Here is a 14,191-nt window from a genome sequence, read left to right on the forward strand (position 1 = left end):
CGTCACCCGCCGATCAGCACGGTCGGGCAGCCGGCGAGGATCGGCGCCCCGCAGCCGGCCAGGTCGCCCATGCGGGCGGCGGGCCGGCCGCCGATGAGCACCGTCGGGCAGCCGGGCGGCAGCAGCGGGGACGGGGGGTGCGGCGGGGTGCCCGGGAAGGAGCAGGCGTGCAGGGTGCCCACGGTGGCGGCGGGCTGCCCGCCGATGAGGACGGTGGGCACCCCGGGGCCGCCGACCGTGCCCGGATGGGCGGTGGGGTCACCGACGCGAGCTGCTGGTGGCACGGCACACTCCCTTCACTCACGTACCGTCAGTTGATCCGGACGACGCCGCCGCGGACGGTCACCGGGCCGCCGGCGGTCAGCTCCGCGCCGCCCTGCCCGGCGACCTTCACCGTCGCGCCCTCCACGGACGCGCCGGCCGTGCCCTTCACCCGCACCTGGCCCTGGCCCTCGATACCGACGTCGCTCTTCGAGGTGACGGTGACCCGCTGCCCGGCCAGCTCCAACGACCCGGAGCCGGCGTCGAGGACGATCCCGTCCCTGGCCCGGACGCTCACCTTGCCGTCGCTGACGATCTCGATCTGCCGGCCGGTGCGGTCCAGCCGCAGGGTGAACTTCCGGTCCCCGGTGGCGAGCAGGATCCCGTCCGGGCCGCTGCCGGCCTCCAGCAGCTCCAACCGGTGCCCGGTACGGGAGACCAGGGCCCGCACCGCGATCCGGCCGCTGCTGCCGTCCACCGGGTCGGTGTCCAGCTTCGGCGGCGCGTCCGTGCCGTTGTGCAACCCGCCGAGGACGTACGCGGCGTCGAGGCTGCCGCCGGTGAACCCGACCAACACCTCGTCGCCCACCTCCGGCAGCAGCACCGCCCCCCGCTCCGCGCCCGCGCCGGGCTGCACCACCCGCGCCCAGCCGGTGGTGTACCTCCCGTCCAGCCACGGCAGGGTGAGCCGGACCCGGCCCAGCTTCTTCGGGTCCTTCACGTCGCTGACCACCGCCGGGACCAGTCCGTCGCCGACCCGGTCGGTCGCCGCCGCGCCGGCGGTCAGCCCGTACAGCGAGCGGTCGGAGCGGCCGGAGACGGTGAACGCGGTGGTGTAGCCGGCCTGCTCGCTGAACACGTGCCGGGTGCTGGTCAGCACGTACCTGCCCTGGAACGGCTCGCCGATGTTGGCCAGCGCCACCGCCGCGCCCGCCCGCAGCTTGGCGTTGCCCTTCGCCACCCCCTCGATCTCCGCGCAGCCGCCGCCGAGGTCGCCGGCCAGCGCGCCGGCCACCGCCCGCACCGCCGCGTCCGAGCCGAGGGTCGGGTCGGCGACCAGGTACGGCGGGCTGCCCACCTTCCTGCCCAGCTCGGCCGGATCGGCGCCGATGCCGTCGGCGCCCGGCACCTTCGGGGTGGCGGTCGCGCTGACCGCCCGCTTCGTCGCCGGGTCCCAGCCCCGGACGGCCACCTCGGGCACCTGCGCGGTGGCGGTCACCCCGGCGCGCAGCGCGATCAGGTTCCGGTTGACCTCCAGCACCAGCGGGTCCTGGGTGGCCCGCGCCGACGGGTCGGGCGCGCCAGCCGGGGGCTGCGGCATCCGCAGGTGCAGCGCGCCGTCGAGCACCATCACCTGCGCGCCGACCAGTGCCGCGAGCCGGTGCAGGAACGCCCAGTCGCTGACGTTGTCCTGGCTGAGTTGCGCCTCCGGCTCGCCGCCGATCCCGCTCACCGGGTCGATCCGGCCCGCCTTCAGCCCGGCCCGCTGCGCCACCTGCCGCACGATGTCCGGCACGCTCATCCCCGGGTACGCGGCCACCCGCCGGCCGCGCAGCAGCCGGTGGGCCAGGTCCAGGCCGCGGACCTCGGTGAACGTGCCGGTGGCGTCCAGCTCGCACTCCACGGCGGTGACCTCGCCGGTGAGCAGCGGTGCGGGGCCGCCCGGGTCGGAGGTCTGCACGGTCAGCTTCACCGGGGCACCGATCGTGAAGCCGCCCTTGGCCAGCACCGTCCGGCCCGGGTCCCGGTACCGCAGCACGAACCGGTCGGGCAGGTTGCGGCTGTCGTCGACCGCCGCGTACGTCAGCAGCGCGGCGATCTCCGCGGGCAGCGGGCTGCCGCCCACCTCGACGAGGAGCGCGTTGGCGAACTGCTCATTGGCCACGGGCACCGTCCGGGGCGGTCAGCTCCTCGAGGGCGGGCACCAGCAGGGTGGTGCCGGGGCGTAGCCGCATCGGGTCGTCGATTTCGTTGGCCTCGGCGATGTGCCGCCACAGCCCCGCCCGCCCGTACGCGTGGTGGGCCACCGAGTGCAGGGTGTCCCCGGCGACGACGACGTGGATGTCCCGGACCGCGAGGGCCCCGGAGGTGGGGTTCTGCCCGGGCTGCTCGCCCGAAATCTCCTCCAGGGCGACCGTGCACAGCGCCCGCACCGGCGTGCCGCCCGGGGTGAACAGGGTGTACTTCGCGTTGACGCTGGCCACGAACGCCGGGAAGCCGACCATCCCGCCCCAGTGGAACACCACCCACGGCGGGGAGCCCTTCTTCTGCTGCCGGCTCGCGTCGGTCGGCACGCAGCAGGCGAACAGCTCCTCCACCCGCTTCACCACCGAGCTGTCCATCGTGGCGGTGGCATCGAAGAACATCTCCAGGGTCAGCTTGGCCGGGTCCGAGCCGGTGAACTCCGGCACGCCGCTCTTCTTCGCGTTGCGCTGCGCGTCCCGCTTCCACTTGGCGGTCTTCGTCAGCGCCAGCTCCTTCGGGTTGAACTGGAACGGGATCTGGCCCAGCTTCGGGCCGGGTGCGGCGGTGCCGCCGTTGCGGGGCGGCTCGTGCAGTTGCAGGTACGCGTGGGTGAGCTGCGGCGGCGCGCCACCGCCCCGACCGGCGGGGCTGCCGGCGGCGCTGAAGGTGACCGGGGAGGCGCTCACCGGGTCACCCCCCGGTCCCGGGGCCGAAGAAGCCGTGGTGGGCCAGTTCGAGGGTCTCGACGGCCACCTTCGGACTGTCCGGGCTGAGCTGCGGCCCCGTCCACTTGACGGGGATGACGTCGAGCAGGCCCCACCGGGCGATCACCGTGCCCTCCAGGGTGCGCGCCTCGATGGTGGCGGTCTTGCGGGTGATCCCGTTCGCCATCCCCGAGAACCAGCGCATCAGCTTCGTGCTGTCGGCGGTGACCGGGCGGGACAGCTTGACGTTGGAGAACTTCATCCGGGTCGGGAGCTGCCACACGTGCCCGTTGTTGCCGCCCTCCTCGCGCTGCTCGACGACGACCTCGCAGCCCAGCCCGTCACAGGTGTTGAACGCGCCGAGATCCTGGTCGTCGATCCTGACGACGAAGGCGATCGCGACGGCGACCTCGTCCTTGGCCATTCGTCCCTCCTGGTCCTGCGCGTGTCTCCCGGTCCCGGGCCCTTCTCCGGCGGTTCTGTCAGCCCGGTCCGCCGAGCGCCCCGTGCCGCTCCCGGTCGAGGCGCAGCTCGGTCTTGAGCCGGCGCAGCAGCGGGTCGTACAGCTTCTTCAGCAGCTCCTCCGGCTCGGCCCCGCCGCCCGCGGCCCGCGGAGCGCCCGGCACGGCCGGCTGACCGGCCGCCGCCCCGCCACCGTCGGGCGGCGGGGCCGCCGCAGGCGGCGCGGGCGTGTCGACCGGGGGCGGCGGGGCGGCGTCGTCGACCGGTTCGGCCCGCTGCACGACCGGACCCGACAGCTCACCCATGGCATACGCGGACAGCGGCGGCCCGGGTGGCGCGGTGTCCCGCCCCGGGGGCCGGCCGGCCGACGGCGTGCCAGGAAGCGCGCCCACCCACCGCTGGACGGGCGGGAGCCCGCCGCCGGCCACCGCGCTGGTCGAGCCGGCTGCGTCGGTCGATGCCGCCGTGCCCGGCGCGGTGGCCGGGTACGGGGCGGCCGGGGCCGGGGTCGGGTACGGGGCGGCCGGGTTCGGGTACAGGTCCACGGGGACGGCCCGCTCCGGGGCGGGTGTGGTGGCGGCCCGCCCACCGGCGGCCGTCGCCTCGTCCCGCTGCCAGGTCACCCGCTGCACGGTCGGCCGGTCGGGCAACGGCGCGACCGGGCCGGCCCCGGTCAGCAGCGGGGTCGGACGGTCACCGACGAGCCGGGCCACGACCAGGGGCAGGGGAGGGGGCGGGCTCCCGTCCGGGTCCACCCCTGCGGGGCCCGCGTCGCCGGTGGGGTCCGCCATGCCGCCGTCTCCGCCGACGAGGCCGGCGACGCCCGGTCCGCCGTCGGTCTCCCCGCCGGTCGTGGCGCCACCGACCGGGCTTGTTCCCCCGCCGTACGGGGCACCGGTGCCGGTCGACGCCTCGGCGTGCGGGACCGGTCCGGTGCCGGTCGTCGGCTTCTCGACGCGGGGGCCGGTCGAGGTGGCCGGCGTCGTCAGGCGGGCCACCACCGGCAGGTCGGGGCCGCCGGAGCCCACGTGTCCCGCCCCCGGGCCGCCGGCCGGATCCACGGCCTGAACGCCCGCCGCCGGCCCGCCCTGCGAGGAGGCGACGCCCGGGGGCGTCGACGTGGCCGGCCCGCCCAGCAGCGCGGCCACGCCCGCCTCCGCCGGCACGTCCCCGCTGGCCGTCGCCTCCCCACCGGGCGGCGGCCCCCCGGCGGGCGGTGTCTCTCCGGCGGGCGGTGTCCCCCCGGCGGACGGCACGAACGTCTGGACGGGCGCCGGTGCTCCCGTACCCGGGTCTGCCGCGCCGCCAGCCCAACGGGCGGGCGGCGCGTCGCCGCGCGGCGTACCGGCGAGCGGCAGGCCCTCGGCGGGCGGCGGGGGACCGCCGGCGAGGTGCTCGCCCCCGCCGGCGGTCCCCGGCTCGGCCTGCGGCCCCACGGGGGAGGGGCCGAGACCGGTGGGGAATGCTCCTGTTCCGAGCCGGGAGACGGTGCCGGCCCCCTCGCCCAGAAGCGTGGCCGAGTCTCCCGCCGGCGTCACCTCTGCCGCGTCGGCCGGTCGACCGGCGGCCCCGGGCCCGCTGGCCGGCCCGCTGCCGCCGGCCGGCGACCGCTGGACCAGCGGCGCGGTGGCCATCGACCGGCCGTCTCCGGCGGCAGCGCGGCGCACCTGCTCGGGACCCTCCCCGGCCGCGGAGCGTTGCACCGACGGGAAAGCGGCGTCGCCGGTCGGGCGGGACACCGGAGGAAGCACGGGGGACACGATCGGCTCGCCCAGCCCGAGCCGGCGGGGTGGCCTCGGGCCGGCCCCGACGAGTCGCTGCACGGGCAGGTCCGGTGCGGCCGGTCCGGTGCCGCCGGGGGTGCGGGGCCCGGCTGCCGACGCCGCGTCCGCCGCCGGGCCCGGGACGTCACCGCCGAGGGGCGCCGTCCTGCCGGCTGGGATCGTCACGTCGGCGTCGCCCGTCGCCGGGTCGTCCCGCCCGAGGGTGGGTGCCTCGGGTGAGGCGTCGTCGGGGCGGGCGGCCTCCGCCGTCGGGTCGGCCGGGCGGTCGACGGCGGGCAGGAGCAGCTCCTCCGGCGGCGGGGGCGCGGTCAGCAGTCGGCTGACCGTCACCGGCTCCACGGGCACCGCACGGCCCCGGGTCGGCACGGCCAGCGGGTGTTCCGGCGTCGGTGGGGTTCCCGGCGCGCCGGCGACCTGTCGTTGCAGGGCCGGTGCCGGCGTACGGGCGCCCGCCGACGGCGCCGCGAGCGGCAGCGGCCCGGGGTCGCCGCCACGCGCCCGGCCGACGGGTTCCGGGGCGGGCCGGGGCGGCTCGCTCACCGGCACGGCCGTCTCGTGCAGGACCCCGGCCGGCTCGGCGGCACCGACGAGGTGACCGAGGGGCGCCAGGTACGACGGGTTGCGCCAGGCGGCCAGCGCCCCGGTGAACGTGTCGGGCAGGTTCAGCCGCGGCTCGTCCGGGGTGACCCGCTGGAGCGGCGGGAGGCTCTGCCACGCCGGTGGCCCGTTCCGCAGGTGGGCCGGGGAGCCGTCCCCGGGCGATGCGCCTTCCCGCGATGCGCCTTCCCGCGATGCGCCTTCCCGCGATGCGCCTTCCCGCGATGCGCCTTCCCGCGATGCGGTCGCCTGGGACGCGTCAGAGGTCGTTGCGGCGATCCGCTCGACGGTGGGTGGCGCAGACGCGTCCGCAGTGGACCGTTGCGCGGTCCCCTGCGATCGCCGGCGCCACGGCCACATCGGGTCACCGTCCCTGGCTGATGCGGGTGTTGATGCCGGCGATCTCGGCCACGTAGCGCAGCCGCTCGCCGTGTTCGAGGTCGAGGATCTCGTCCAGCGACCAGTGGAAGTGGTAGGCGACGTACGCGACCTCGGAGTAGATGCGGTCGGCCGCGTACGTCACGATTCCCCCAGGCGCCCACCGGCGAGGTCCACGGCGAACCGGTGCCGGCACTCCGGACAGACCACGCTGGCCCGGGTGTGCCCCTCGCTGTTGATCCGCCGGTACATGTCCTGGAGGAACGCCAGGTCCGAGGCGAACAGGTCCTCCACCACGCCCGGGTGCACGTCCACCAGCGTGCCGATCCGGGTGATCACCCGGCTGAGCAGCACCACCGTGAGGTACGGCGGGTTCTCCCGCACCCGGTCGTCGCGCAGCGGCACCAGCTCGTCCCGGGCGGTCGCCAGCCGCATCACCCCGTCCCGGTGCACCGTGCCCGAGCCGTCGACGTAGCCGCGCGGCAGCTCGAACGGGAACTCCGTGCGCAGCGTCTCGCGGCGGGCGGCGACGGCGGGCGGCTCGGCCGGCTCCGAACCGGGCGGCGGGACCAGGGACGACGTACGGCGCATGGGGTTACTCGACCTCCATCGACTCGTACGTCACCACGAGCTTCTCGGTGAGCACGCTGGTGTCGCCGGCCTTGAGCGAGCTGATCTCCAGGCTCTTCGCCCACGCGTTGGTCAGCCGGTACCGCTTGATCGGGAAGCCCTCGTAGTCGAACACGATGATCGCGCCGCCCTTGCGGGCGTCGCTCATCTTGCCGAAGCGGCAGTCCTTGACCCACCGCTCGAAGCTGTTGTCCGCCGTCAGGCCCCGGGTCAACGTGACCTCGCCGGCCTTCGGCGCGCCCGGCGCCTTGCGTACGACGAACTTGCCGTCGGCGGTGTTCGACTTGTACTCGATGACGTCCTGTTCCATCTTGAGGCCGCTGACCTCGGTGATCTGGCGGATGATGATGCTGTCCACCTCCAGGCCGAACGAGTGGCCGACGGCGGAGTCGAAATCGGGGAGCGGCACGACTGCCTCCTGACGCTGCGGGGACTACTCGTTGACCAGGCTGGTGCCGCCGGACATCTGCGCCAGCTGGAAGATGACGAACTCGGCGGGCTTCACCGGGGCCACGCCGATCTGGCAGACCACCTGGCCGGCGTCGATGCCCTCGGCGGGGTTGGTCTCCCGGTCGCACTTGACGTAGAACGCCTCGTCGGGGGTGAGCCCGAACAGTGCGCCCCGCCGCCACTCGTTGACCAGGAACGCGCTGATGGTGCGCCGGATACGGGCCCAGAGCGCGTCGTCGTTCGGCTCGAACACCACCCATTGCGTGCCGTTGAGGATCGACTCCTCCAGGTAGTTGAACAGCCGCCGCACGTTCAGGTACCGCCACGCCGGGTCCGACGACAGCGTGCGGGCGCCCCACACGAGGATGCCCCGGCCGGGGAAGGTGCGGATGCAGTTGATCCCGATCGGGTTGAGCAGCTCCTGCTCCGCGCGGGTGAGCTGCGTCTCCAGGGCGACCGCGCCCCGGATCACCTCGTTGGCGGGAGCCTTGTGCACGCCCCGCGCGCCGTCGCTGCGCGCCCACACCCCGGCCAGGTGGCCCGACGGCGGCATGAACCGGTTGGTGCCGGTCACCGGGTCGAACACCTTGATCCACGGGTAGTACAGCGTGGCGTACTTCGAGTCGTAGCCGGCCTGGTCGGTGCGCCACTCCTTGACCTGCTGCGGGGACAGCCCCGGCGGCGGGTCCAGAATGGCCATCCGGTCGCCCATCAGCTCACAGTGGGCGATCACCGCGGACTGCACGGCCTTTACCGACTCCAGGTCGATCGCGCCGCGCTGGTAGGCCCCCATCAGGTCGGGCACCGCGACCATGGTCACCTCGTCGACCGCCTCCAGGCCGCCGAACCCGGTACGCTCCGCCGCGTCGCCCACGTACTCGTCGGCTGACACGGACTCGGGGGCGCCGCCGGTGGCCGGCGGGGCGGTCAGCACCACCTCGCCGCCGCGCGGCCGGGCCAGTTGGCCGGTCGGGGCCGCCTCCTCGATGGTGATCAGCTTGGACCGCTCGCGGACCACCGTCACCACGTTGTCCTTGCCGCGCTTGGTGGTCACCGACTCGAACGTCTCGACCACCTGGCCGCCGCGCTTGACGACGAGGTTGAACCGGTCCTCGCCCGCGCCCTCCGGCGGGTCGGCGACCTCGACCGTCAGGTCGTCCGGGGTGCCCTCGGGCAGGGCGCGGGCCACCACCCGGTACGTGCCGAGGATCGCGGTCGGCTCGGGCGCCGCGGGCAGCGCCTCGTCGCTGGCCCGGTCGCCGCCCACCCGCACGATGTACGCGGCCCCGCCGCCCTGCATGAAGTACCCGTACACGGCGTGGCCGAGGTAGCAGTCCGGGGCGAACTCGCCGAAGATCTGCGAGTACTGGCTCCAGTTCGTCACCAGGGTCGGGGTGTTGAACGGCCCCTGCGCGGCGAAGCCGACGAACGCGGCGACCGCCGTGCCGACGCCCTCGATCGGGCGGGAGCCGGACTCCACTTCCTCGACGTACACGCCCGGCGCCAGGTAGTTGGGCATCACGCCTCCTCGTCCCTCGGGGGTCGAGTCGAGCGTCCCGCGTACGAGCGGGGCTTCACACGTCCGGCGGGCCGCCCGCCGGGGAAGAGATCAGTGTCCTTTCAGGCAAGCCGCCTGGCCACGGTGAGGCCCGGGTTGCTCTGCCGGGTTGCTCTGCCGGGCAGCTCTGTCCATCGTGACCTGGTAGCCGTGCAGCTCAAGTGCTGCGGTGACCTTCTCCACCAGAGCGCGCCACGTCTGCCTGATCTACCGACGTCAGGGCGCAGGAATCTGTGTGGCCGCCGGCGACACCTGGCTGATGGACCCAAAGGCGTAGGGCTTACGACTCGTAGTTCCGAAACATCGCCGGGATCGTGGCCGGGTCGCGATCCAGGATCGCTTCGATTTCTTCGGGATCGATTTTGAGGTGGTCGGCATTCGGAAAGTCGGTGTACCTCAGGCCGGGCCGGCAGAGCCAGTAGCCGTTCTCGTCGCGGTAGTAGTCGAAGGGCAGCCCGGCAGCGTAGAGGCGCCGGGTGAGACTCCACTCTCGCTCGCCGGACACCCGCAGTTCCGGAACCCGGTCGTGCAACTGTGGCACCACCTCGCGAAAGCCGCGATCGGATAGCGGATTCCCGGTCAGGTCGATCTCTACGAAGCGGTGCTCGCCCTCGTTGAGCACGTCGATATCACTGATTGCGTTGTTCTTCGCCCGCAGGATTCGCAGCGTGGGAAGGTCCGCGATGACCTCCAGCCCTCGCGCGGCGCTGACCTCGATCTCCAGCGAAACAATCGGCAAGCCGGCCAGCGGTGAAAGGTCTTGCCCTCCGTAGCCGACGAGAATCAGGGTCCGCAGATTCGTGAGCCGTGCGAGGTCGGTGATGTCGACCGGGCGAAGAACGCCCAGCCGTTCCACCGAGGCCAAGGCCTGTTCGGAGAACGGGGGGGCCTGCTGAAGTTGTAGTTGGAGCGCCCGTTCGACGGCCGCGTCAAGACCGGGCATCGTTAGAGCTCCTCTTTCTTGACGGCGTCCTCCGCGTCGAGGAAATTCACCTTGATGTCGGCAAAATTGGCCCGCTGAAGTAGTCCCAGCTCCTCGACCGTCATGGAGATCTTCCCCCTGTCCGTCGACACGAGCGCGTCGACCTGTTTAGTGAGGAACGGCTGATGCTGTTGCCCGAGGTTGCCGTCCCACATGAGGTTAGACAGTTGCGCTCTTAGATGTCCTACGTACGCCAGTGCCGTGCCGCTCCACTGGTCGAAGAGCTTGCGGAGCCGATTGTGGAATGCCTCCTGGTTGTTGGTCAGCGTGAACTTGTGCTTGGTCTTCCCATCCTCCTGGTATGCCTGCCAGAATACGCCCGAATGTCCCTGTGGTGTCGTGCCGACGAGTTCCCAGATCACGTATCTGGTCGGTGAGCGCAGGGCATGGTGCAGAACGACCCACCGGAGCCCCTCCAGAGTTTCGGAGCCTGACCGGTGGTCCATCGCCCGCCGGAGCACGTCGGGGATGTAGTCGGTCGGGATCCACTCGTGTTTTCCGGCGTCAGCGGCCCGGAATCGATCTGCAAGGAAATCCTTCGACGGTTTGTCGTTCTTCCACAAATCGAATATCTTCGTCTCCCATGGTCCTTTCTTGCGGACCACGTGCTTGAAGAATGGAACAATCCCGCCCGCCTCGTTCACCGCCGCGATGAGCTCGGCGTCGGCTCCGGCTCCGGCGCCGGGGATCGGCGCGAATGCGCCGAATTTTCCGATGGCGGAGTGGAAGGCGAGATCGTTCAGTTGGGCATTGACGTCCGCAGCGCGACCGGCTCGCGGTGCCTTGAGTTCGGCAAGAGCGTCCGCCCCCAGTATGGCCAGCAGGCGGCTGCGAATCGCCGGGAACTTGAAAGCGTAAGCGTAGAAAGTATCCGAAGTCGCTCCGCCGGTGCGGTTCTTCGCATGAAAGTAGGGCAGCAAGATGCGATGCGTTCCGGGGTCCTCCAGCACCTTGACTCCTGCCCCAGGCATCTGCTGAGGCGATAGGGGTGGGTCGCCCCAGACCAGCGTTCCGCCGACCGCCGTGCCGGCCAACTCCTTGTTCCACTGGCTCCTCGCCTCGCCGGCGAACCTGTCGCCCATGGGGGGAAGGTGCTGCGCGATTTGCTTGACGTACTCGTCGTCCTTCTTTGTGAGAGGGCCCTGCGGCGGTTGCTGGCCGTCCGTGGCAGTGATCCCGAGGTCGACCTGGCCGGTGGGATTGACCGTGCCGCGAGCCGCCCAACGCCCGTTCGTGAGCACCGGCTCCAACGACGTCATGCCGTAGCGCAGGCGGATACCCGCGAAAACAGCTCGCAAGGCCGTCCTGCTCACACCGCCGCTGCTGAAGCGCCGCGCTGCGGAGACCGCTGCGGCCAATCCCTTTTCCAGGCGCTTCTGCTTGCCCTGCGGACTGTCGTCGCCGCCGCGAACCTTCGCCTTGAATTTGGCCCAGAGTTTCTTGCCGATGGCGGCGATCTTGTCGGCGACCCGGCCCACGGCTTTCATGACGGGTGCGGCGAGCCCCTTGAAGAACTTCTGCACCCGCTGCGCGATCCCGCCGACGCCCAGCACCGCCGCGAGCACCCCGATCAGCACCGGCACCGACCGCGCCAGTGCCTTCTCGATCAGCCCTGGCACCCCGCCCGTCCCGCCGCCCGCGATCGCGATGATCGCGTCGAGGACGGAGTTGACGAACTCGATGATCTGGGCGCCCTGGGTCACGATGAACGTGACGAAGTCGATGATCATCTTGACCGCGCGGACGAACGCCGAGGCGGGGTTGAGCAGGCTGATGATCCAGGTGATGCCGGCCATGAGCACGGTCGGGATCAGGTACTCGCTGATCTTGGAGAACAGGTTGGCCTTGAGGTCGCCGACCTTGTCCTGGATCTCCTCCCACAGCCCACCGAGGCCCTGCGCCTGCACCTTCTGCACCAGGGGTACGGACTTCTCGACCGCGCCCATCGCCGGCTCGGGCACCCCGCGCTTGATGATCAGCCCGCGGATCGACGCCCAGGTCAGCCCGAGCAGTGAGCCGATCATCATGACGATGCCGCGGAGGTCGAACTTCGCGGGTAGTTCGAGGCCGGCGCCGGCCATGGCTCCGGTGAGCCAGCCGACGAGGCCCTTCTTCAGGTGTTCGCCGATGTTGGCCAGGAACTGCTTCAGCCCGGCGCCGACCGCGGAGACGAGGTTGCCGAGGAAACCGATCGGGTCCTTGATGATCGCCATGACAGCCTGGGCGGCCTTGGCCAGGACACCCATCAGCATGTCCTTGAGCTGCATGATCGTCTTGATGACCCCGGCGACGGCGTCGACGGCCTTCGCGACCAGGCCCTTGTTCTTCTCCTTCTCGGCGGCGATCTCCTCGTCGACCGACTTGAGCGCCTCGTTGTACTTCGTGGCGAGGGTCTGCACCAGCTCGGTGCCCTTGTTGTTCACCGACTCGGTCAGCTCGTCGAACTTCCCGGCGAACTCGCCGGCAGCCTCCTTGCCGATCGCCTGGAGATCGGCGGGGAGTTTCTTCACTTCGGCCTGCAACTGGTCCCGGCCGGTGGCGATCCGCTGCTTGGCCCGGGTCAGCTCCGCGCCGATCACATCGGCGACGGCGGAGATGACCTGCTGCATCCGGTCGACGTAGCCCTTGCGGGCGGTGACGAAGATCTGGTTGGCCTCTTCGGGCAGCCCGGCGAACTTGTCTTTGATCCACCGGCCCTTGCCGAGCAGCCCCGAGTACCGCTTGTCCTTGTACTCGTCCATCCGCCGCGTGTGCTCGGCGGTGAACGCGTCCCGGGCCGCCTTCTCGCCCGCGCTGAACTTCTCGTCGACCTTCTTGTCCAGGCCGGACAGGATCTCTTCGACGTCTTTTTTCGTGGCGTCGAAGACCTTCTGCAGGGTTGCGGTGACCTTCTCCCGCTTCGCCTCGTCGGCGGACTTGGCCTGCTCCTTGCCCGCCCCGACCGACTGCCCCGCTTGCTTGCGGTCCCCGGCGAGGGCGGTCATCGCCGTCGCCCCGGCGGCTCCCGCAGCCGCCTTCGCCCCGGACAGCGTCTGCGCCTCGGCCGCCCGCACCTGGCCCGGGGCGGTGGCCGCGTGCTGCTCGACGGCGTCCTTCTCCTTCAACGCCCCGGTGAACTCCGGCTCGTTGGACTTCGCGAGCTGCTCCTCGGTGACCTGCGCCTCGGCCATCTGCTGGTCGACCTGCTTCGGCCCGCCGGAGAGGTCGGTCGCCGCCGGCGGCGCCTTGTCCGGTACGGCCTTCGCCGGGTCCGGCGTCCCCGGGGTGGCCGGGGGCTTGTCCGCCACCAGGGGCGTGACCTGCTTGTCCTTGACCTGGGAAGTGTCCGGCGGGGCCTTCGTGGTGGTCTCGATGGCGTTCGCCGACGCCTTCTTGCCGTCGGTGACCTGACCCTGCACCTGGCCCTTGACCGCGTCCGCCTTGCCCGAGTCGCCGAACTTGTCAGCCTCGTCCAGGTTCTTCGGCGCCTGCGCCGCGATCGCCTCGTTGACCGCGCGCACGAACGCGGCCTTGTCGAACTCCCCGGGCTTCGCGGCGTTCATCTTCTCCGCGTTGGCAGCCTTGCCCTGGGCCTCCTTGTCATCCTGCGGCGCCTTCGCCGCGCCCTGCGCCTTCGACGCCTCCGCAGTCGCGGGCGGGTGCGCGCCGAGCACCTGCTGCTTGCCCCGCACGTCCGCCTTCAGCGCGGCGAACTTCGGGTCGGCCTGCGGCCCGGGGCGGTGCACGGGGCCGGCGTCGGTCGCCAGCCGCTGCACCGGTACGTGGACCGACGGGTCGACAACCTCCGGACCGGTACCACCGGTCGCTGGTGCCGTCGTCGGCTGGACCGTTGCCGAGGAGGACGACGATGTCGAACCCGTCTTCGATGCCCTGCCGCTGGAAGTCGATCGGGCGGTGGTCGCCGATCGACGCGCGGTCGATCCAGCCGCCCTGCGCTGCGCCACCAGGGCGGACACCGCCCGGTTGCCGGCTGCCGCCTGCAACCGCTGAGCCACGGCCGGGCTCAATGGGCGTGCCCCGGTGCCTCGGTGTGTTGCGGTCGTGGCGTCCGAGTCATCAGTCGGCCGGGTCGGTGCAGGCGCTGCCGGGCGTACCGGAGCGCGTTCCGCACCTCGTTCCTCGGCCGGCGCCTTCACGCTGCACCTCCCGGGCCGGGCATGCCACCGTCAGTTCACCGTGAAAACGAGTGTCCGATACTTGGAGTCACTGGTCACTGACCGTGCGGCTTCCTGGGAGTGCCGCGAAAGTTGCCCGATGGGGCAGCGCTCGCGTGGTGGAACCGCGGCGATTCGCGAGGCATGGTCGACGGCCAAAGGCGTGGACGACGTAACCGAAGATCCCTAGCATCGTCGATGCGCTGCGTCATTTCGGGGTTCGCAGGCATACGGGGAGAGGTCTGTCGCTATGGATTGGTCATTAA

At 72.0% G+C, this 14,191-nt stretch carries 11 protein-coding genes; all 11 read right to left on the minus strand.

What is annotated here, in order from left to right; all coding sequences use genetic code 11:
- Nucleotides 1–2 precede the first annotated feature (2 nt).
- Complete coding sequence (locus C5N14_RS27125) at nt 3–284, minus strand: PAAR domain-containing protein (RefSeq protein ID WP_117672060.1); 282 nt, start codon at nt 282–284, stop codon at nt 3–5.
- Nucleotides 285–310: 26 nt separating this feature from the next.
- Nucleotides 311–2,146, minus strand: a complete 1,836-nt coding sequence (locus tag C5N14_RS27130; RefSeq protein WP_117672119.1) for a VgrG-related protein — start codon at nt 2,144–2,146, stop codon at nt 311–313.
- Nucleotides 2,136–2,912 carry a LysM peptidoglycan-binding domain-containing protein gene (locus C5N14_RS27135; RefSeq protein WP_117672062.1) on the minus strand — a complete coding sequence of 259 codons (777 nt, stop codon included), beginning with the start codon at nt 2,910–2,912 and terminating at the stop codon, nt 2,136–2,138. The genes C5N14_RS27130 and C5N14_RS27135 overlap by 11 nt, the downstream gene beginning before the upstream one ends.
- Before the next feature lie 4 nt (nt 2,913–2,916).
- Nucleotides 2,917–3,354, minus strand: a complete 438-nt coding sequence (locus C5N14_RS27140; protein WP_117672064.1) for a phage tail protein — start codon at nt 3,352–3,354, stop codon at nt 2,917–2,919.
- A gap of 58 nt (nt 3,355–3,412) precedes the next feature.
- Nucleotides 3,413–5,722: a hypothetical protein gene (locus tag C5N14_RS32415; RefSeq protein ID WP_165878239.1), complete on the minus strand. Its 2,310-nt coding sequence runs from the start codon at nt 5,720–5,722 to the stop codon at nt 3,413–3,415.
- A 415-nt stretch (nt 5,723–6,137) separates the two neighbouring features.
- Nucleotides 6,138–6,296: a DUF6760 family protein gene (locus tag C5N14_RS27150; protein ID WP_117672066.1), complete on the minus strand. Its 159-nt coding sequence runs from the start codon at nt 6,294–6,296 to the stop codon at nt 6,138–6,140.
- Nucleotides 6,293–6,742 carry a hypothetical protein gene (locus tag C5N14_RS27155; protein ID WP_117672068.1) on the minus strand — a complete coding sequence of 150 codons (450 nt, stop codon included), beginning with the start codon at nt 6,740–6,742 and terminating at the stop codon, nt 6,293–6,295. Before C5N14_RS27155 ends, C5N14_RS27150 begins: the two co-directional genes overlap by 4 nt.
- A 4-nt stretch (nt 6,743–6,746) precedes the next feature.
- Nucleotides 6,747–7,190 carry a phage tail protein gene (locus C5N14_RS27160; RefSeq protein ID WP_117672070.1) on the minus strand — a complete coding sequence of 148 codons (444 nt, stop codon included), beginning with the start codon at nt 7,188–7,190 and terminating at the stop codon, nt 6,747–6,749.
- A gap of 24 nt (nt 7,191–7,214) precedes the next feature.
- Nucleotides 7,215–8,750 (minus strand): phage tail sheath subtilisin-like domain-containing protein, encoded by a 1,536-nt coding sequence (locus C5N14_RS27165; RefSeq protein WP_117672072.1) that lies wholly within the window; start codon nt 8,748–8,750, stop codon nt 7,215–7,217.
- Nucleotides 8,751–9,069: 319 nt separating this feature from the next.
- A complete protein-coding gene (locus C5N14_RS27170) occupies nt 9,070–9,732 on the minus strand; it encodes a leucine-rich repeat domain-containing protein (RefSeq protein ID WP_117672074.1) in 663 nt (220 codons plus the stop codon).
- A 2-nt stretch (nt 9,733–9,734) separates the two neighbouring features.
- On the minus strand, nt 9,735–13,766 hold the full coding sequence (locus C5N14_RS27175) for an HPC2 multi-domain protein (protein WP_128763672.1): 4,032 nt from the start codon (nt 13,764–13,766) through the stop codon (nt 9,735–9,737).
- Between the last annotated feature and the right edge of the window lie 425 nt (nt 13,767–14,191).

It is taken from the genome of Micromonospora sp. MW-13 (genome assembly GCF_003434305.1).
Lineage (GTDB): Bacteria > Actinomycetota > Actinomycetes > Mycobacteriales > Micromonosporaceae > Micromonospora.